The sequence below is a fragment of the Bradyrhizobium sp. F1.13.3 genome (genome assembly GCF_040548265.1).
Taxonomy (GTDB): Bacteria; Pseudomonadota; Alphaproteobacteria; order Rhizobiales; family Xanthobacteraceae; genus Bradyrhizobium.
On sequence record NZ_JBEPRI010000010.1, the window covers coordinates 54,552 to 72,975 of the forward strand.

The 18,424-nt window shown below is 64.5% G+C and carries 21 protein-coding genes; all 21 read left to right on the plus strand.

The annotated features are described in order from the left end of the window. Nucleotides 1–49: 49 nt before the first annotated feature. Nucleotides 50–430 (plus strand): flagellar motor switch protein FliN, encoded by a 381-nt coding sequence (gene fliN / locus ABIB66_RS25370; RefSeq protein ID WP_007613969.1) that lies wholly within the window; start codon nt 50–52, stop codon nt 428–430. A 2-nt stretch (nt 431–432) separates the two neighbouring features. Further along, the gene (locus tag ABIB66_RS25375; RefSeq protein ID WP_007595897.1) at nt 433–1,473 is read left to right on the plus strand and encodes a flagellar motor switch protein FliG; all 1,041 of its coding nucleotides are present in this window, start codon (nt 433–435) and stop codon (nt 1,471–1,473) included. 13 nt (nt 1,474–1,486) lie between these two features. Beyond that, nucleotides 1,487–2,572 carry a flagellar biosynthesis protein FlhB gene (gene flhB, locus ABIB66_RS25380; RefSeq protein WP_275169382.1) on the plus strand — a complete coding sequence of 362 codons (1,086 nt, stop codon included), beginning with the start codon at nt 1,487–1,489 and terminating at the stop codon, nt 2,570–2,572. 85 nt (nt 2,573–2,657) lie between these two features. Continuing rightward, a complete protein-coding gene (flgB, locus tag ABIB66_RS25385) occupies nt 2,658–3,038 on the plus strand; it encodes a flagellar basal body rod protein FlgB (RefSeq protein WP_354204985.1) in 381 nt (126 codons plus the stop codon). A gap of 11 nt (nt 3,039–3,049) precedes the next feature. After that, nucleotides 3,050–3,466 carry a flagellar basal body rod protein FlgC gene (flgC, locus tag ABIB66_RS25390; RefSeq protein WP_063995056.1) on the plus strand — a complete coding sequence of 139 codons (417 nt, stop codon included), beginning with the start codon at nt 3,050–3,052 and terminating at the stop codon, nt 3,464–3,466. Nucleotides 3,467–3,468: 2 nt separating this feature from the next. After that, nucleotides 3,469–3,798 (plus strand): flagellar hook-basal body complex protein FliE, encoded by a 330-nt coding sequence (gene fliE / locus ABIB66_RS25395; protein WP_219681287.1) that lies wholly within the window; start codon nt 3,469–3,471, stop codon nt 3,796–3,798. Between the two features lie 15 nt (nt 3,799–3,813). Next, entirely contained in the window at nt 3,814–4,602 is a 789-nt protein-coding gene (flgG, locus tag ABIB66_RS25400; RefSeq protein WP_007613959.1) for a flagellar basal-body rod protein FlgG, read from the plus strand. 13 nt (nt 4,603–4,615) lie between these two features. Continuing rightward, a complete protein-coding gene (gene flgA / locus ABIB66_RS25405) occupies nt 4,616–5,092 on the plus strand; it encodes a flagellar basal body P-ring formation chaperone FlgA (protein ID WP_275169380.1) in 477 nt (158 codons plus the stop codon). Then, entirely contained in the window at nt 5,089–6,219 is a 1,131-nt protein-coding gene (flgI, locus tag ABIB66_RS25410; RefSeq protein ID WP_275169379.1) for a flagellar basal body P-ring protein FlgI, read from the plus strand. Before flgA ends, flgI begins: the two co-directional genes overlap by 4 nt. 64 nt (nt 6,220–6,283) lie before the next feature. After that, nucleotides 6,284–7,042 (plus strand): MotE family protein, encoded by a 759-nt coding sequence (locus ABIB66_RS25415; protein WP_275169378.1) that lies wholly within the window; start codon nt 6,284–6,286, stop codon nt 7,040–7,042. Continuing rightward, nucleotides 7,043–7,738, plus strand: coding sequence for a flagellar basal body L-ring protein FlgH (gene flgH / locus ABIB66_RS25420; protein WP_275169377.1), 696 nt, complete (start codon nt 7,043–7,045; stop codon nt 7,736–7,738). A 42-nt stretch (nt 7,739–7,780) separates the two neighbouring features. After that, entirely contained in the window at nt 7,781–8,224 is a 444-nt protein-coding gene (locus tag ABIB66_RS25425; RefSeq protein ID WP_275169376.1) for a flagellar basal body-associated FliL family protein, read from the plus strand. Beyond that, nucleotides 8,221–8,961 (plus strand): flagellar type III secretion system pore protein FliP, encoded by a 741-nt coding sequence (fliP, locus tag ABIB66_RS25430; protein ID WP_007595877.1) that lies wholly within the window; start codon nt 8,221–8,223, stop codon nt 8,959–8,961. Before ABIB66_RS25425 ends, fliP begins: the two co-directional genes overlap by 4 nt. Nucleotides 8,962–9,226: 265 nt before the next feature. Beyond that, nucleotides 9,227–10,135, plus strand: coding sequence for a flagellin N-terminal helical domain-containing protein (locus ABIB66_RS25435; RefSeq protein WP_275169375.1), 909 nt, complete (start codon nt 9,227–9,229; stop codon nt 10,133–10,135). A 267-nt stretch (nt 10,136–10,402) separates the two neighbouring features. Continuing rightward, nucleotides 10,403–11,314, plus strand: a complete 912-nt coding sequence (locus tag ABIB66_RS25440) for a flagellin N-terminal helical domain-containing protein (RefSeq protein ID WP_275169374.1) — start codon at nt 10,403–10,405, stop codon at nt 11,312–11,314. 304 nt (nt 11,315–11,618) lie between these two features. Continuing rightward, nucleotides 11,619–13,250 carry a flagellar basal-body MS-ring/collar protein FliF gene (fliF, locus tag ABIB66_RS25445; protein WP_275169373.1) on the plus strand — a complete coding sequence of 544 codons (1,632 nt, stop codon included), beginning with the start codon at nt 11,619–11,621 and terminating at the stop codon, nt 13,248–13,250. Next, complete coding sequence (locus ABIB66_RS25450) at nt 13,247–13,966, plus strand: hypothetical protein (RefSeq protein ID WP_275169372.1); 720 nt, start codon at nt 13,247–13,249, stop codon at nt 13,964–13,966. Before fliF ends, ABIB66_RS25450 begins: the two co-directional genes overlap by 4 nt. Nucleotides 13,967–13,972: 6 nt before the next feature. Further along, nucleotides 13,973–15,307, plus strand: a complete 1,335-nt coding sequence (locus ABIB66_RS25455; RefSeq protein ID WP_275169371.1) for a MotB family protein — start codon at nt 13,973–13,975, stop codon at nt 15,305–15,307. Next, nucleotides 15,304–16,485 carry a chemotaxis protein gene (locus ABIB66_RS25460; RefSeq protein ID WP_275169370.1) on the plus strand — a complete coding sequence of 394 codons (1,182 nt, stop codon included), beginning with the start codon at nt 15,304–15,306 and terminating at the stop codon, nt 16,483–16,485. The genes ABIB66_RS25455 and ABIB66_RS25460 overlap by 4 nt, the downstream gene beginning before the upstream one ends. Next, on the plus strand, nt 16,482–17,846 hold the full coding sequence (gene fliK / locus ABIB66_RS25465) for a flagellar hook-length control protein FliK (RefSeq protein WP_275169369.1): 1,365 nt from the start codon (nt 16,482–16,484) through the stop codon (nt 17,844–17,846). The genes ABIB66_RS25460 and fliK overlap by 4 nt, the downstream gene beginning before the upstream one ends. Then, nucleotides 17,797–18,378: a lytic transglycosylase domain-containing protein gene (locus tag ABIB66_RS25470; protein WP_354204993.1), complete on the plus strand. Its 582-nt coding sequence runs from the start codon at nt 17,797–17,799 to the stop codon at nt 18,376–18,378. The genes fliK and ABIB66_RS25470 overlap by 50 nt, the downstream gene beginning before the upstream one ends. The last annotated feature ends 46 nt before the right edge of the window (nt 18,379–18,424 follow it).

Genomic DNA, 18,424 nt, shown 5'->3' on the forward strand with positions numbered 1-18,424 from the left:
CGGAACGTCGCGGCGCTCCGGGAGCGGAAATACCAAGAGGCGATACCAGATGGCGCAATCCTTCGATTATGAGTCAGCATCGGCGTCCGACGACGGGCATACCGAGACATCTCCGTTGGAGCGGCTGGCGGAGATCGCCGCGCGCACCGCGGAAGAGACCGGCAAGTTCGCCAATGTCGATGCCATCCTGCGCATTCCCGTGACGATGCAGGTGGTGCTGGGATCGGCCACCATTCCGGTGGCGAACCTGATGAAGCTCGGCCGTGGCGCGGTGGTTCCGCTCGACCATCGGGTCGGCGAACCCGTCGACGTCGTCGTCAACGGCCGCGTCGTCGCCCGCGGCGAGGTGGTCGTGGTTGAAGAAGACAATTCCCGCTTCGGCGTCTCCCTCACCGAGATTGTCGGGCCGTTGGGGCAGGGTGATACCTGACCATGGCGGCACAGGTCGGCATGGCTCCCATCAAGCAGCGAGGCGTTGCCACGCTGGGCGGGACAGAGAAGGTCGCGGCACTCCTGCTCGCCATGGGCCGGCAGGCGGCCGCGAGCGTGCTCGCGCAGTTCGAGCCGCAGGATATCCGCACCGTTACAAAGGCCGCGGCCGAGCTGCGGCCGATCACGGCGCAGGAACTCGAAGCGATCGTCGAGGAGTTCGCCCAGCAATTCTCGATGGGTGCCAACATTCTCGGCACCCTCGGTGGCCTGGAAGCCGTGCTCGGCGACGTGCTTCCGGCCGACCAGGTCTCGGCCATCATGTCGGACCTGCTCGGCAATTCGAGCCGGTCCGTGTGGGACCGCGTCTCGTCGGTGTCGGAAAACTCGCTGGCAAGCTACCTGTCCAAGGAGCATCCGCAGACCGCGGCGCTCATCCTGTCCAAGGTCAAGCCGTCCTGCGCCGCCAAGGTCATGAGCCAGCTGCCGTCGAGCCTGCGCAACGAGCTGATGCGGCGCGTTCTCAGCCTCAAGCCGATCGTCGACGACGCCCTGAGGGTCCTCGAGAAGACGCTGCATGAGGATTTGACGCTGAACTTCGCCCGCAACCTCGGCGCGGACACCTATGCCCGCGTCGCCGACATCATCAACAAGATGGAGCGTGGACACATCGAGGACATGCTCAAGAGCCTGTCGGAGAAGCGGCCGAAGTCGGCCGAAGTACTGAAGGAGCTGCTGTTCACCTTCGACGACGTGACTAACCTGACGCCGAAGGCGCGCACCATGATCTTCGACCAGGTGCCGACCGATCGCATCGTCATCGCGCTGAAGGGCACCGACAAGCACTTCCGCGAGATGATCCTGTCCTCGGTCGCCTCGCGCGTCCGCCGGGTCGTCGAGCACGAACTCGCCATTGGCGAACCGTCGAACCAGCGCGACGTGCTGGAGGCGCGGCGCGTGATCACCGACCTCGCGCTCGACCTCGCGGAAAAGGGCGAAATCGAGCTCAACCCCGAGCAGGAGGATGAGCTGGTCTTCCGCTGACCGCTGAACGGGCATGGCAGAAACAACCGATCAGGAGAGCAAGACAGAAGAGCCGACCGAGAAGAAAGTCCGCGATGCGCTCGAACAGGGCAAAATCCCGGTCTCTCGGGAGGCTTCCATCTTCGCATCGATGGCGGCTCTGATGGTGATCCAGATGTTTCTGATCGGCCAGGGCGTGCAGCAATTGACGCCGATGCTGACGGGCTTTCTCGACGATCCCGACGGCTTCCCTCTCAGCACCGGGGCTGACGCACTCAATCTCCTCACCGTAGTGGGCCTTCAGGCACTGCGGTTCCTGACGCCGCTGGTCGTCACCCTGGCGGCGTTCGGGCTCGCAGCCTCGCTGTTGCAAAATGCTCCCAGCCTGGTGCTCCAGCGTATCACGCCGGATCTGTCGCGAATCTCTCCGCTCAGCGGCTGGAGCCGGCTGTTTGGATCGCAGGGTCTCGTCGAGTTCGCGAAGTCGCTGTTCAAGCTCGCTGCGGTTACTATCGTCGTCGTGTTCGTGCTGCGCTCGTCGGAAGCGAAGGCGTTCGAGGCGATGTACACCGATCCGGTCGCGCTGCCGGAGATGATTCTCAACATCGCCATGCGAATCGTTTCGGCGATCTGCATCGCGACCATCGTCCTGGTCGCGGTCGATCTCGCTTGGGCCCGCTTCCACTGGCGGCGCGAGCTGCGCATGACGCGGCAGGAGATCAAGGACGAGCACAAGCAGGCCGAAGGCGATCCGCTGATCAAGGCGCGCCTGCGTTCGCTGGCGCGCGACCGCTCGCGCCAGCGCATGATCGCTTCCGCATCGCGCGCGACGCTGGTGATCGCGAACCCGACCCACTTCGCGATTGCGCTGCGCTACAATCGCGAGGAAAATCCGGCGCCGATCGTCGTGGCGAAGGGTATGGACGTAATTGCGCTGAAGATCCGCGAAGTCGCCGAGCAGAACCGGATTCCGGTGATCGAGAACAAGGCGCTGGCGCGCGCGCTCTACGAGGCGGTTCAGGTCGACCAGGTGATTCCGGCGGAGTTCTTCCGGCCGGTCGCCGAGATCATCTACTTCCTGCAGTCCAAGCAGACGCCGCGGTCCGAGAAGGTCCAGTAGAATTCCGAGGACGGCGTCCCTTCCATCAGCCTGACGAAAGCTTGCGACCCTAAGGTTACACCGTCTGAACCAGAATGGTGCTGCCGTGGGACCGCTCTATCTCTTCGAACTAGCATCCTCGCAGGCGCGATACCTCGAGCTCCGCCAATCGACGATCGCCACCAACGTGGCCAACGCCAACACGCCGGGCTTCAAGGCGCGCGACGTCGAGCCCTTCAACAAGGTGCTCGATGGCACGCCGGTGAGGCTCGCGACGACGGCGCCATCGCACCTGCAGCTCTCCGCTGCCGAAAGCGACACGCGGGCGACCGCGAAGAAGGACAGCTGGGATGTAGTTCACTCCGGCAACTCCGTCAGTCTCGAGCAGGAAATGATCAAGGGCAGCGACGTCAGTCGCGATTACTCGATGAACTCGGCAGTCGTGCGGTCGTTTCACCGCATGCTTCTGTCGAGCGCGAAGACCTGAGGTGAACTGACATGCTGGACTCACTGCAATCCTCCTTGACGGTCGCGAGCTCCGGGCTCGAAGCGCAGTCGACGCGCATGCGCATCGTCTCGGAGAACCTCGCCAACGCGACGTCGACGGGGCGCGTCGCCGGCGCCGATCCGTATCAACGCAAGACGATCACCTTCGATGCCGCGATGGACCGCGCGTCGGGCGCGCAGCTGGCGAAGGTCAAGGAAATCGGGGTCGACACCACGCCGTACCGCGTGGAGTACGATCCGGGGCATCCCGCCGCCGACAAGGCCGGCTACGTCAAGCTGCCGAACGTCAACATGATGATCGAGATGGCCGACATGCGGGAAGTCAACCGGTCCTATGAAGCCAATCTCCAGGTCGTGAAACAGGTGAGGTCGATGCTGGGCATGACCATCGACCTGCTGAGGAGCTGACAATGCTTGAGGCAATATCATCCACCGCGATCTCAACTGCGCAGGCGGCGAGCCGCGCGACCGAGACGCAGGCCATCTCGCCGGCGGCGACGCCCGCGATCCAGTCCGGCGGCGACGTCGGATTCGAATCGGTCATGAAGCAGGTGACGACCGACGCGATCGGGACGCTGAAGGCGGGCGAGGCGGCCTCGATCTCGGCGATGCAGGGCAAGGAATCGACGCGGCGCGTCGTGGAGGCGCTGATGTCGGCCGAGCAGGCCTTGCAGACGGCCGTCGCAGTTCGCGACAAGGTCGTGCAGGCCTACCAGGAAGTCGTTCGGATGTCGATCTGATCAAGGAGTGACGCTGTGAAATCGCTTGCCATCGCGGCCACGGGCATGAACGCCCAACAGACCAACATCGAAGTCATCGCGAACAACATCGCCAACATCAACTCGACGTCGTACAAGCGGGCACGCGCCGAGTTCACCGATCTGTTCTACCAGATGGACCGCATGCAAGGCGTTGCGAACACCAGCGGCTCCTCGCCGATCCCGGAAGGTGCCAATCTCGGCCTCGGCGTCAAGTCGGCGGCGATCCGCAAGCTGCACATCCAGGGTGCTCTCACCCAGACCGGCAATCCCTACGACATGGCGATCAACGGCCGCGGCTGGTTTCAGGTGCTCGGCCCGAACAACGAGGTGCAATACACCCGCGCGGGTTCGTTCAATACCAATGCCAACGGCCAGCTCGTCACGATCGACGGCTACCTGCTGGATCCGGCCATCACGGTGCCGCAGGGGACGGTTCAGGTCACGGTCAACCAGACTGGACAGATGTTCGCCAAGCTGGACACCGAAGTGAACCCGCGGCAGATTGGCCAGCTCAACCTCGCCAATTTCGCCAACGAGGCTGGCCTCGAACCGCTGGGCAGCAATCTCTATCGCGAGACCACGGCGTCCGGCACGCCGGTCGTCGGGCTGCCCGGCGATTCTGGCTACGGCAAGATTAACCAGCAATATCTCGAAGCCTCGAACGTCGACCCGGTCAAGGAAATCACCGAGTTGATCTCTGCCCAGCGCGCCTACGAAATGAATGCCAAGGTCATCCAGGCCTCGGATGAAATGGCCCAGACGGTCTCGAAGGGCATGCGCTAGTTCCGGTGTATCCATGTTGAACAGGATGGGCTTGATGGTGCGCGGGTTGGCCGCCGTGCTGCTGGTTCTCGTCTCGGCGCGTCTCGCCGCGGCCGAGGAGAAGCGGCTCCCCGTGCCAGCCGTCTCGATCCGCGCCGGCGAGCTGATCCGGGACGACATGATCACCGAGCGCGCCTTTGCGCGGAACGTGCTCGGCGTCGCCATGTTCATCGAAGGACGCCAGGTCCTGGTCGGTCGCATGGCGCGCCGCCTGCTGCTGCCCGGCCAGCCGATCCCGACCAACTCGGTGGAGGATCCCTGGACGGTCGCCCGCGGCGCGATGGTCAAGGTCGTGGTCGAAGACAGCGGCCTGTCGATCGTGACCTACGGCGCGGCGATGCAATCGGGCGCGCCCGGCGCGCTCATCCCGATAAGAAACACCGATACGGGCGTGATCATCAGGGGCGTCGTCCAGCCGGACGGCACGGTCAAGGTCGTGGACGGGTCATGACCAGAGTCCTGCTTGCGCTCGTCCTGCTCGTTTCCGCCGTCAGCGCCCAGGCCGCCGTCCGCATCAAGGACATCGCGGACATCAAGGGATTGCGCGAAAACCAGATCGTCGGCTACGGCCTCGTCATCGGCCTGAACGGCACCGGCGACACGCTCCGCAATGCGCCGTTCACGGAGCAGTCCCTGCAATCGATGCTCGAGAACATGGGCATCAATGTCCGGAACGAGACCACCAGCACCAACAATCCGCCGCGTCCGACGACGCTGCGCACGCGCAACGTCGCAGCCGTGATGGTGACCGCGGACCTGCAGCCCTCGATCGGTGCGGGCGAGCGCATGGACGTGACCGTGTCGTCGCTTGGCGATGCGACCTCGCTGCTCGGCGGCACCCTGGTGATGACGTCGCTGCGTGCGGCGGACGGTGCGGTCTATGCAGTGGCGCAAGGCGCGGTCACGGTCGCCGGTTACAGCGTCGGGGGCCAGGCCCAGAACGTCAGCCAGGGCACGCCAACCGCGGGCCGCATCCCGAACGGCGCGCTGGTTGAGCGCGAGGTGCAGGGTAGTCTCCATGAAATGGAGTACCTCGTGCTGGAGCTCAAGAATCCCGACTTCGTCACCGCAACGCGAATCCTCGACGCCATCAACCGCTACGCGGGCGGACGCTACCGCGCCCAGATCGCCTTCGAGCGCGACTACCGCACCATCGTGCTGTCGAAGCCGCGCCACATCGGACCTGTCCGCTTCCTTGCCGAGATCGGCGAGCTGACGGTCGAGCCGGACACGCCGGCGCGGGTGGTGATCAACGAGCGTACCGGCACAGTGGTGATCGGACGCGACGTACGGATATCGACCGTTGCCGTAACGCATGGCAATCTGACGGTCCGCGTCACCGAGCTTCCCGTGGTGTCGCAGCCGGCGCCGTTCTCGCGGGGGCAAACGGTGGTGGTGCCCCAGACAGTGGTCGAGGCCAACGAAGCCGGATCGCAGGTGGCGATCCTGAGCGGCGTCGATCTGCAGCGCCTGGTGCGCGGGCTGAACCAGATCGGCCTGAAACCATCCGGCATCATCGCGATCCTCCAGGCGATCAAGACGGCCGGCGCCCTCCAGGCGGATGTCATCGTGCAATGACGCGTAAGCGCCGTGCAAGCTTGCTCGCTCAATGCTCTCTCGACCGAGAATCTCGCGCGGGCCGATGTTGAAGCTGGATCATAAAGCCAAACTCCTCCTCCTGGTCGCGGCCTCCGCGCTCGCGAGCGCTTCGCCCGTTCTGGCGCTGGATGAGGCCAAGCCGTCGAAGCCGCTCAACCTGCTGTCCTTCGCGCGCGCCCGCGCGCCTGGCCCGCAGAAGCCGATCTCATCGATCCCGAGCGACAATGCGTCGATGCGGGCGACGGCGTGGGCAGCCGAAGATTCGGGACCGGCGACCACGGGTGCCGTGCCGGCCTCCGAGAAGCCCGCGCCCGCACCCACAGCCGCGCCGCGACCGGCCAAGCCCGGCAGCGTCACGGCGCCGCCGAAGCCGGTGCCGCCCCCGGCCGCTGCAACCGCGGACAACGAAGTCGCCCTGTTCTGCAGCAATGTCGCCGACCCCGCAGTCGATGCAAGGCTGGCCTGGCAGCTCAAGGAGCTGGAGAAGGCCGAGAACCAGCTCCGCGAGCGGATCGCCGAGGTCGAGGCCAAGCGCGCCGAATATGAGAAGTGGATGGCGTTGCGCGACGACTTCCTGAAGAAGGCCGAAGCGAGCGTCGTCGAGATCTACTCGCGCATGAAGCCGGATGCCGCCGCAACCCAGATCGCCGGGATGGCGGACGAGACGGCTGCGGCCGTGCTCGCAAAGCTCAGCCCGAGGAGCTCGAGCGCAATCTTCAACGAGATGGAGACGGGGCGCGCGGCGCACCTCGCCGATCTGCTCGGCGGAATGCGTCGCGTGGATGACGGAAAGACCAAATAGATGAAGAATCTGATCCTCATCCTGTCGCTGTTATCGCTTGCCGGATGCGTCACTGATCCGGCCGAGGTTCTGACGGGCCCGCGATTGTCGCCGGTCGGGAGCGGCCTGAGGACGCAGGCCGATCCGATTCCCGTGACGCCCCGCATGCGCTCGCCCGTCAGCTATCGCTCGACCTGGGACGACGGCACCGACCTCTACCGCGATCCCCGTGCCCGGCGGACCGGCGACGTCGTGACAGTCATCATCTCGATGCAAGACAAGGCCAAGCTTGACAACAAGACCGACCGCTCGCGCGATTCGCAGATCAAGTTCGGGCTCGACTGGCTGATGGACGTTGCGGGATGGCAGGACAAGGGCTCGACGAGCGCCAACCTCAACACCAACACCCAGATCAAGGGCAACGGCCAGATCGACCGCACAGAGGATATCAAGCTGTCGATCGCGGCCATCGTCACCGACGTGTTGCCGAACGGCAATATGATGATCAGCGGCTCGCAGGAATTCAAGGTCAACACGGAGATGCGCGTGCTCAACGTCGGCGGCATCGTGCGTCCACGCGATATCTCGCGAACCAACACGATCTCATACGACAAGATCGCCGAGGCGCGCGTGGCCTATGGCGGTCGCGGAAATCTCTCTGACGTGCAGCAGCCTGGATGGGGACATCGGATCTATGACGCCGTGGCACCGTTCTGAGATGCGCGACCGTCGGGCCGGGTCGCGGGGGCAGGGGACGGCATGCGCCTGATTGCAGCCATCCTGGTGCTGACCCTGATCGCGATCGGCGCGGGCGCGCTTGCCGGCCTGCATCTGTTTGCGGCCGCCGAGCGCGTCGCGGATGCGAAGAAAACCGCCACGCCGCCACCTCTTGCCTCCAGCTACGCCGGCAGCGCGCGGCTCAGGAAGCTGTCCCCGATCGTGACCAATCTCGGCGCGCCGGCCAACAACTGGGCCCGCATCGAAGCCTCCATGGTGACCGACAGCATGAGCGACGAGGATGCCGGCATCCTGGCGGCCCATATCAGCGAGGACATCGTCACCTATCTGCGCTCGGCGACGGTTGCGCAGTTCGAGGGATCTCGCGGGCTTCAGCATCTGCGCGACGACCTGACCGAACGCGCCAATATCCGCTCCTCGGGCAAGATCCGCGAATTGATCATTGAGACGTTGGTGATTCAGTGAAACTGAGAGTCCTGCTGCTTGCGTTGCTCCTGGTCGTGCTGCCCGAAGTGGCGCTGGCCCAGATTCCGGACCTCAATTCGCTGCTGCCGCCGGGCAACGGCTCGACCAGCGGGCGCATCATCCAGCTGATGGCGGTGATCACGGTGCTGTCGGTGGCGCCGGGACTGCTCATCATGGTGACGAGCTTCACGCGATTTGCGGTGGCGCTGTCGTTCCTGCGCGCCGGACTCGGCCTGCAGACCACGCCGGCCAACCTGGTGCTGATCAGCCTCGCGCTGTTCATGACCTTCTACGTGATGGCGCCGACCTTCGACCGCGCCTGGGAGACCGGCATCCAGCCGCTAATGAAGAACGAGATCTCGGAGGAAGAGGCCTATCTGAAGATCACCGATCCGTTCCGCGAATTCATGCTGGCCCATGTTCGCGACAAGGATCTGCAGACGTTCGAATCGCTGGCCGCGGAGAGCTTCCGCAGGAAGTTCGATGACAAGCGCGTCGACATGCGCGTCATCATTCCGGCCTTCATGATTTCCGAGCTCAGGCGTTCGTTCGAGATCGGCTTTCTCATCATCCTGCCGTTCCTCGTCATCGACATGATCGTGGCGACGCTGACCATGTCGATGGGCATGATGATGATGCCGCCGACGATCCTCGCACTGCCGTTCAAGATGCTGTTCTTCGTGCTGATCGACGGCTGGAACCTGCTCGCCTCCGGGCTGGTGCGGTCGTTCTCTTGACGGCAACGAGCGCCAGGCCGGATGGTTATGGTTAGCGAGAAGTACCGGCCTATGGTTAGCAATAGGTAACGTTAACCATCTGATTTTACAGCACAATTCAAGTCGATCTTAATCTGCGCGCAAGATTCGGCATGTTAGCAATGCGTCACGGCGGGTTGGACCCCACCCACATCAGTCCAAAGGCATGATGCCGCCCCTCCGTACCGGTGAAAGCCCGGTATGTCCCCTCGTGAAAATGTAACGCGTACATAAAGGGACATTCGCAATGTCAAGCCTGCTTACGAACTCGACTGCCATGACCGCTCTCCAGACCCTGCGGTCTGTGAGCTCGCAGCTCTCCACCACGCAGACCCGCATCTCCACCGGCCAGCGCGTCTCGACCGCTTCGGACAACGCTGCGTACTGGTCGATCGCGACCTCGATGCGCGCTGATAACGCCGCGCTCTCCGCCGTCTCCGACTCGCTTGGTCTGTCGGCTGCGACCGTCGACACCGAATATACCGCTCTGACCACGGTCATCGGCGACAAGGACTCCGGCCTGACCAAGCTCCAGTCCCTGCTGGTCGAAGCCAAGACCGCCGGTATCGACCGCAGCAAGATCCAGGCCGACGTCACCCAGATCCAGCAGCAGATGAAGGCGACAGCCACTGCGGCGACCTTCAACGGGATCAATTGGCTGAGCACGACCGCCACCACGCCGACGACCTTCAGCCTCGTGTCGTCGTACTCGCGTGTCGGCGGTACGCCCACCATCGGCTCCATCACCGTGACGACCGCGAACTATTCGCTCTACACCTCGACGCAGACCGGCATTCTGGATACGGCCGGTTCGACCGCTCCGTCGATCAACACGATGAGCATCTCCGCGTTGACCGACTCGGCAGCTGACCAGACCACGCTCGATGGCTACATCGCGCAGGTCACCGCTGGCATCAATTCGGTGGCCTCGGCCGCCGCCAATCTCGGTGCCGTCAAGAACCGCCTCTCCACCAACACGGACTTCGTGAAGTCGCTGATGGACTCCGTGGACCGCGGTATCGGTCAGCTCGTCGACGCCGACATGAATCAGGAGTCCACCCGCCTGTCGGCCCTCCAGGTCCAGCAGCAGCTCGGCGTGCAGGCGCTCTCGATCGCCAACAACAGCAGCCAGAGCATCCTGTCGCTGTTCCGCTAAGCCTCAAACGATTTTGGGGAGGGCCGCGCTTCTCACGAGGCGCGGCCCTTTCATTTTGGCGTGACATCGCGCGCCGCAATTTCGGCCGCCTTGTTGGCAAAGACACAGAGCCACAAGCCCCGCACAAGCTTCGCGGGCTATCGTCGCCGTTACGACAGGTTGGGCCTTGACGCTTTTGCGCAGCCCAAAGGCATGACGCCGCCCTGCCGTACCGGTGTAAGTCCGGTATGTCCCCAAATCTAATTCAATCTCCAAAGGGACATCAAAATGGGTTCTAGCCTCCTCACCAACTCGTCTGCAATGACCGCGCTGCAGACCCTTCGCAACGTTAGCTCGCAGCTCGCGACCACGCAGAACCGGATCTCGACCGGTATGCGCGTCTCGACCGCTTCGGACAACGCTGCCTACTGGTCGATCGCAACGTCGATGCGCTCCGACAATGCCGCGCTCTCCGCCGTCTCCGACTCGCTCGGTCTGTCGGCTGCGACCGTCGACACCGAATATACCGCTCTGACCTCGGTTATCGGTGACAAGGACTCCGGCCTGACCAAGCTCCAGGCGCTGCTGGTCGAAGCCAAGACCGCCGGTATCGACCGCACCAAGATCCAGGCTGACATCACCCAGATTCAGCAGGATATGAAGCTCAAGGCCAACTCGGCGACCTTCAACGGCATCAACTGGCTGAGCACGACCGCCACCACGCCGACCACCTTCAACCTGGTGTCGTCGTACTCGCGTGTCGGCGGTACGCCCACCATCGGCTCCATCACCGTGACGACCGCGAACTACTCGCTCTACACCTCGACGCAGACCGGCATTCTGGACACGGCCGGTTCGACCTCTCCGTCGATCAACACGATGAGCATCTCCGCGTTGACCGACTCGGCAGCTGACCAGACCACGCTCGATGGCTACATCGCGCAGGTCACCGCCGGCATCAACTCGGTGGCCTCGGCCGCCGCCAATCTCGGTGCCGTCAAGAACCGACTCGCGACCAACACGGAGTTCGTCAAGACCCTGATGGACTCGGTGGACCGCGGTATCGGCCAGCTCGTCGACGCCGACATGAACGCGGAATCGACCCGCCTTCAGGCGCTCCAGACCCAGCAGCAGCTCGGCGTTCAGGCGCTCTCGATCGCCAACCAGAACAGCCAGAGCATCCTGTCGCTGTTCCGCTAAGCGGCGGCTTCGAAAACGACCGTGCTCCTCAGGGAGCACGGTCTCCGCCATGAACGGCGGATCTGACGGCACACGAAGTGCCCACATCGGTCTCCTGACGCCACCTTCCAGGCAACACGCCGTCGCCGATCGCACCGCGATGCGACCGGCCGTCCGCTTGTTGCCGACGCGCGCGATCGCGTCACTCAGTCTCTTGTAAAATTGCAACGCCTCGCCGGCGAACCGACACATTCGTGATCTCGCGCAACCTTCAGACAAGGTTGGCAGCAGAGTGTCCTCTACGTTCGCATTGGTACGAGGTCACATGCTGCTCAGTCGTGCGCAGGTACAGCAACTGCTCAACAATCTGCTCGAGCTTGGGCCGCGACGCCTGATGGCCTTGGGATTGATCGGTTTCGCCGTTCTCGTCACCGTCGTGGGCGGCGCCTATTATCTGAGCCGGCCTGAATTCGAAACGCTCTATACCGGCCTTTCCCGCGAAGACGTGACGCGTATGGGTGCCGCGCTGCGCGAGCAGAACATCACCTTCGACGTCAACACAGCCGGCGACGCGGTCTCGGTGCGTCCGAGCCAGACGATGCAAGCGCGGATGCTGCTCGCCGAGAAGGGGCTGCCGACCAGCGCCAATTCCGGCTACGAGCTCTTCGACAAGATCGGCTCGCTCGGTTTGACCTCGTTCATGCAGGAGGTCACCAAGCTCCGGGCGCTGGAAGGCGAAATCGCCCGCACGGTGCAGTTGATGAAGGGCGTGAAGGCGGCGCGGGTGCATATCGTGATGCCGGTGCGGGGGTCGTTCCGCGCGACGCAGCAGCCGCCTTCGGCATCGGTCGTGCTGCGCACCGACGGCGCAATCGAGGCACGCACGGCGCAGTCGATCCGTCATCTCGTCGCGGCGGCCATTCCGGGCATGAGTCGCGACAAGGTCACGGTGCTGGACGCCGACGGTTCGATGCTGCTTGCCGAAGAGGATGAGGCGACGGCTGCTCCGACCAAGATGGCGAGCCTGCAGAAGACGGTCGGCGGGATGGTGCAAGAGAACATCCGCAAGGCGCTGACGCCGTATCTGGGCCTCGACAATTTCGAAGTGAGCGTTGCATCGCAGCTCTCCACCGACAAGCGGCAGATCAACGAGACCGTCTACGATCCGGAGAGCCGCGCAGAACGTTCGGTGAGGAACGTCCGCGAGAACGAGAAGTCGCAGAATGCGGACCGTTCGCAGCCGACCACGGTGCAGCAGAACCTTCCCGACCAGCAGGTGAACGCCGGCGGCACCAAGAATTCCAGCGAGGACAAGACCCGCCGCGAGGACGTCACGAATTTCGAGGTCTCTTCCAAGACCACGACGACGGTGAGCGACGGCTATTCGGTGAAGAAGCTGTTCATTGCCGTGCTGGTGAACCGCGGGCGGCTCATTGCCGACCTCGGGGACAAGAGCAACCAGGCCATCGTCGACAGCAAGCTCGCCGAGATCAGCCAACTCGCAGCCACGGCCGGCGGGCTGGACAAGGCGCGCGGCGACCAGATCCAGGTGACAGCCGTCGATTTCATCGAAGGCTCTCGCGAACTGGCACCGGTGCCGCCGATCAGCTTCGTCGAGATGATCAACAAGCAGCTCGGCAGCGTCATCAACGCAGTGACGATCCTGGCCGTCGCTTCGATGCTGGTGTGGTTCGGACTTCGTCCTGCGGTCAACGGCATTTTGACCCATCGTGCGGCGCAGGAGCAGACCGAGGCGGCGGAAGCTGCCGAGCTCGAGTCGGCCGCTGGCGCCCTTGCATTGGCGGACAACGAGGAGGCCGAGCTCAACCTGGTCGAAGACCTCGAAGGCAAGATGCAGCGAACGCCGCAGAAGCGGTTGGAGCAGATCGTCCGTCTCGATCAGATGCAGGCGGCAGCGATCCTTAAAGACTGGATGCGACGCGAGGAGGCGGCATGAACGCGGCAATCGGAAAGCTCCTGACGCAGTTCGACGCGAACGGGCGGGTCAAATCGCCTCCACCTCCACCGCCACCCAAAATCCAGGACGTGCTGACGAGGCCGAAGGAAGCCCGGCGCGAGCCTCAGCCTCAGCCTCAGCCGCAGCCCCAGACCCATTCGCAACCGCAGTCGCACCCGCAGCTTCAGTCGCCGCCTCCGGCGCCGAAGGCGGAAGCCCCGGCGGTCAATCTCCTGGACGATGCCTTTCGGCGCGGCCATGCGGCCGGCGTCGCGGAGGGCGAGTCCAGGATCGCCGAGGAACGAGTGCGCAGCGCAATCCGGCTCGGCGAAGAGCGGGCCAAGTGGTCCGACCAGCAGGCGGTGGCGGTCGTCACCGGTTTCGAGACGGCGTGTCGCGAAATCGAGACCAACATCGCGAGCTCCGTTGCGCGGATATTGCTGCCGTTCCTGGCCGATGCGGTCCGCGACAAGGCGATCGGGTCGCTGGTCGAGCAGATTGCGGCGCTGACCGGAAATTCGCCGGTGCCGGTGTTCAAGGTCACGGGCCCGAGCGAACTGCTCGACCTGGTGAAGACGCAGCTCGGGACGGCCCGGCGAACGGGCTTCGAGTATGAGGCCGCCGATACTTTCGAGGTTCGCGTCGTGGCCGACCAGACAGTGATCGAGACGCAGATCACGGCCTGGAGCGAGCGCCTGAAAGAGGCGCGCCGGTAGTCCGTCATGAATGAGGTCAAGTCAGAACTCGTCATCATCCGCCGGCGGAGCGCCTTCGACGATGAGAAGCCGCACGGCGGCGTCTGGAAGATCGCCTATGCGGACTTCATGACCGCGATGATGGCGTTCTTCCTGGTGATGTGGCTGATCAATGCACTCAACCAGGACCAGAAGCAGGTGGTTGCGAGCTATTTCAATCCGATCAAGCTCGCGGAGAACGCACCTGCCCCGAAGGGGCTCAAGGATCTCTCCAAGAAGGAGCCGTCGTCGTTCGACGGCCAGGACGGCAGGCGTCAGCCGGGAGGACCGAGCGAGGAACGTCGCGGTGACTCTCCGACCGCCGAGAAGCCGCCCTTCTACGAGGAGAAGGTCCTGTTCCGCGATCCCTATACGACGCTCGCCGAGATCGCCAGCAGCGCGAACCAAGCCTCGGGCCAGCGGCGCGCCGGCGCTCTGACGTCCGCCGAGGAGGACGGCCTCAAGGGAGGCGACGCCTACCGCGATCCGTTCGATCCCGGCTATTGGAAGCTTGCGCCGCAGGCAGCGAAGGACGCCGATCGCATCATCGAGGGCGAACCCAAGCCCGAGTCCAAGCCGAATGCGGCCGCGCGCGACACTGCGCCTGGCACGGGCCAAGGCGAGACGCAGGCACGCCGAGCCAGGCAGGACGATGCTGGCGGAAGCGTGGCTCCGAACGCCGATGCGTCGTCCGCAAGCCTGTCGGCCTTACTGCCGCCGGGGCCCGCGCCGTCGCAGTCTTCACGCGAAGGGAGCGCGCAGCCGGGTGCCCAGGCCGGTAATCAAGCCAATGCCGTCGCGCAGCCGCGTCCCAACGACACGACCAAGGAATCCGAGCGCGACGCGATTCAGGCCCAGCAGCTAGCGATCAGACAGCTTCAGTCGGCGATCGCGGATGCGCTGTCGGACGTCAAGGCCGGCGCGGGACCGGTGGCCGAGGTGCGCCAGGTCGAGGACGGCCTGCTGATCAGCCTGACCGACGATGCAAACTTCGGCATGTTCGCGGTCGGCTCGGCTGAGCCGCGACCCGAACTCATCCGTGTGATCGACAAGATCGGCCCGCTGCTGACGAAGCGTCCCGGCGTGATCATCGTCCGCGGCCACACCGACAATCGGCCATACCGTTCGGAGACCTACGACAACTGGCGGCTGTCGACGGCGCGTGCGCAGATGGCCTATTACATGCTGGTCCGCTCCGGCGTCGATGCGCAGCGCATCGAGCATGTCGAGGGCTATGCCGATCGGCGGCCGAAACTTCAAAACGATCCGGCGGCCGCGCAGAACAGACGGATCGAGATCATGGTCCGGGAGAAGCGTCCTTGATCAGGCCTCTTCTCCGCGCTGCGCTGCTGATGCTGCTGTCGTTCACGGCGGCAGGCGCATTCGCCGAGGCGGCACCGACATCGAGCGAGCCGTATGAGCTCGTTCGGGCGTTGCAGGCCGTGCAAGACGGCATCGCCAACGGCGATAATGCGGCGCACGGCAGCCACGGTGCATTGATCCGGCAGATCGGCGAAAAACTTCTCGCGGCCGATCCGGCCGTGTGGAGTAATCCGCAGAACGGCCAGGCCGCCGTCATCTACCTGCTCAGCGGCGGCGCGCCGCAAATCATCCGCAAGCTGCCGCGCGACAAGCTGAATGTCGACGGACGGCTGTTCGACGGCGCGCTTGCCTATGTCGAGGGTCGTCAGGACGAAGCGCGCGAACTGCTCAAGGATGTCAAGCCGCGGACGATTCCGTCGGGTCTGGGCGGGCAGCTCGCGCTGGTCCAGGGCGCCCTGTTCGCACGCGCCGAAGCATCGTTTGCCATCGAGCGTCTGGATGACGCGCGCCTGCTCCTGCCGGGCACATTGGTGGAGGAGGCCGCTCTGCGGCGCGAGATCCTGCTGGTCGGGCAAGCAGAGGATTTCGACAAGTTCGAGTTCCTGGCGCTGGCCTACATCCGGCACTATCACAAGTCAGTCTATGCCGGGGACTTCTGGCAGCGGTTTTCCACGGGTCTGACGCAATCGAGCCTCGCGCTCGACGAGCGTCGGTTTGCGCGGATCTCCACCCTCCTGGAGCAGATCGACCGCGCGAGCCGCCTCAAGCTGTATCTCGTGATCGCGCGCACCGCGATGGTGCGCGGGGGGCTGGTCGTGACCCGGCTCGCCGGCGAACGCGCGCTGACTCTCAGCGCCGATGCCTCGGCGGAGCGCGAGCGGGCGCATTTGTTCCGCGGCGTGGCGCGGGCGCTCACCGACGAATATGACGGCGGTCTCGCCGAGTTGAAGGCGCTCGAGCGGTCGAAGCTGCCGGAGCGCGACATTCCCTTTCTCAATGCAACGATGCAGCTCGCACTCGACGTTCGCAAGCCGTTCGCCGGCGGATCCGCCGCCGCAGCCGACAAGCCCCCGGTCACGCCGGCGCGTGTCGATCTCGCGTCGTCCACCGCAACGCTCGCGCGTGCACAGAAGCAGCTCGGTGAGCTCGCACTCCTCACCAGGGATCGCCGTCCATGACGAAGCTCAGTGGAACCTCCGGACCGGTCTTTTCGGGTCTCGCCGAAAGCCTCAACATGCGGGGCACATCGCGCTCTGGGAAGGGCGCCGGGACGAAAGCGCAGGCGGAGTCGTCCTTCAACGATCTGCTGCACACCGTCTCGAACCTCGCGAAGCGCGCGCTCAACGACGAGGGCAGCGACACGGCCGTGAAAGCCGGAACGCTGCGGACGCGCCTGGCGCATCAGAGCGGGAAGGACAAGGCGACGGACGAGACGGTGCACGAACGGACCGCGTCGGTCGAAGAGCCCGGATCCAGCGAGAAGCCCACCGAGAAATCTTCCGACAAAAAGATCGACAAATCGTCCGGCAAACATGGTCCCCTCGATGATATGGAGCAGGCCGACGTCCAGAGCCGATCGAGCATCGCCGGGATCATCGGACAGGAGATCGTCGCCGGGCAGCCGGTCGTGATGCCGCAGATGCAAGCACCGGCCGGCGACAAGAAGGATGCGTCCGGGCGTGAGGAGCGGTCTTCCACGACGAAGCGCGACGTTCAGGGCATGGGCACGGCGAAGGCGACGACAGCCGAGCCCCCATCTCCCGCGGCTCCGACCGCCGCGCACTCGCAGGCCGCGGCTTCGCACGCGACGGCTACCGACCAGGCGACATCGGCGGACGGCAGTGAGCCATCGCCGACGCAAACGGCACCCGGCTTCGAGGCCATCGCGGCCAATGTCGAGCGTGCCGCCAAGGCCTCGACGCGGGACGCATTGCCCGAGACGACCAAGGTCACCGTGGTCCAGCAGGAGACCCATCTGCCCCCGGCGCAGTTCAACGCGCCGCAGCAGGTTGCCAACGTTGTCGTCGCCGAGCTGAAGGAAGCTCCGGCACCGACGGCGTCCGCAGCTCCAGATCTTGCAGCGTCCCAAGCCAATGCGCCGGATCAGCCGCTCAAGATTCTGACCATCAATCTCGAGCCTCCCGCGCTCGGCAATGTCACCGTGCGCCTTCGTCTCGTCGGCAACGAGGTGTCCGTCCACCTCGCCGCCGAACGAAAGGACACGAGCCAGATGCTGGACCAGCAGCGCGATTCGATCCGCGATTTGATGCAGTCGGCGGGCTACGTCGCCGAAATTGCGCCCGTCCAGCACGGCTCGCTGGATGGATTCCAGAGCGGCTCCGGCCAGTCGCAGCCGCAGCTCTCGGGCCAGCAACAGTCCTCGTCGCAGTCGCAGGGCACGTTCGACGGCACCAGCAATTCGTCGGGACAGTCGGACGGCGGCGCGAAGCAGGCTCGACAGGAGCGCCAGTCCAACCAGGAGACGCGTCATGATCAGGACGTGGCGCCGCAAATTCGTCGCGGCCCTGTTTATCTGTAACGCCGGCACCGCGGCCGCGGCGACCGATAACGCGCGCCCGTGCGAGCGCGAGATGGCGCGTGCGTCCCAGCAGCACGGAATTCCGCTCGGCATCCTCTACGCGGTCGGCCTGACCGAGACCGGGCGGCGCGGCGCGCTTCATCCTTATGCGCTCGGCGCCGAAGGACAGACCGTGTTCGCCAAGGACATGAACGACGCGATCGCCAACTTCGAAGCCATGCGAGCCAAGGGGATCAAGCTGATCGACCTCGGCTGCATGCAGATCAACCACTACTATCACGGCGACAAATTCGCCTCGGTCCGGGCGATGTTCGATCCCGCCGTGAATGTCGACTACGCCGCGCGCTTCCTGAAGGAGCTGAAGCAGCGCGAGGGCAGCTGGACCATGGCAGTCGCCCGTTACAATGCAGGCCCCAACAACCAGCCGGCGCAGAAACGCTACGTCTGTCACATCGTCGCGCATCTTGTCTCCAGCGGCTTCGGCGCGTGGACCGACAAGGCGCGCTCGTTCTGTCAGCCCAAAACGAGCTGAAGGGCCGACATCAAGTTGTGCATCGGTCCCCATCATCAGCCTCGCG

Bases quoted from the DNA above. Each gene is read 5' to 3' on its own strand.
- fliN (WP_007613969.1), top strand. From the start codon at position 50: ATGGCGCAATCCTTCGATTATGAGTCAGCATCGGCGTCCGACGACGGG.
- ABIB66_RS25375 (WP_007595897.1), top strand. From the start codon at position 433: ATGGCGGCACAGGTCGGCATGGCTCCCATCAAGCAGCGAGGCGTTGCC.
- flhB (WP_275169382.1), top strand. From the start codon at position 1,487: ATGGCAGAAACAACCGATCAGGAGAGCAAGACAGAAGAGCCGACCGAG.
- flgC (WP_063995056.1), top strand. From the start codon at position 3,050: ATGCTGGACTCACTGCAATCCTCCTTGACGGTCGCGAGCTCCGGGCTC.
- fliE (WP_219681287.1), top strand. From the start codon at position 3,469: ATGCTTGAGGCAATATCATCCACCGCGATCTCAACTGCGCAGGCGGCG.
- flgA (WP_275169380.1), top strand. From the start codon at position 4,616: ATGTTGAACAGGATGGGCTTGATGGTGCGCGGGTTGGCCGCCGTGCTG.
- flgI (WP_275169379.1), top strand. From the start codon at position 5,089: ATGACCAGAGTCCTGCTTGCGCTCGTCCTGCTCGTTTCCGCCGTCAGC.
- ABIB66_RS25415 (WP_275169378.1), top strand. From the start codon at position 6,284: ATGTTGAAGCTGGATCATAAAGCCAAACTCCTCCTCCTGGTCGCGGCC.
- flgH (WP_275169377.1), top strand. From the start codon at position 7,043: ATGAAGAATCTGATCCTCATCCTGTCGCTGTTATCGCTTGCCGGATGC.
- ABIB66_RS25425 (WP_275169376.1), top strand. From the start codon at position 7,781: ATGCGCCTGATTGCAGCCATCCTGGTGCTGACCCTGATCGCGATCGGC.
- ABIB66_RS25435 (WP_275169375.1), top strand. From the start codon at position 9,227: ATGTCAAGCCTGCTTACGAACTCGACTGCCATGACCGCTCTCCAGACC.
- ABIB66_RS25440 (WP_275169374.1), top strand. From the start codon at position 10,403: ATGGGTTCTAGCCTCCTCACCAACTCGTCTGCAATGACCGCGCTGCAG.
- fliF (WP_275169373.1), top strand. From the start codon at position 11,619: ATGCTGCTCAGTCGTGCGCAGGTACAGCAACTGCTCAACAATCTGCTC.
- ABIB66_RS25450 (WP_275169372.1), top strand. From the start codon at position 13,247: ATGAACGCGGCAATCGGAAAGCTCCTGACGCAGTTCGACGCGAACGGG.
- ABIB66_RS25455 (WP_275169371.1), top strand. From the start codon at position 13,973: ATGAATGAGGTCAAGTCAGAACTCGTCATCATCCGCCGGCGGAGCGCC.
- fliK (WP_275169369.1), top strand. From the start codon at position 16,482: ATGACGAAGCTCAGTGGAACCTCCGGACCGGTCTTTTCGGGTCTCGCC.
- ABIB66_RS25470 (WP_354204993.1), top strand. From the start codon at position 17,797: ATGATCAGGACGTGGCGCCGCAAATTCGTCGCGGCCCTGTTTATCTGT.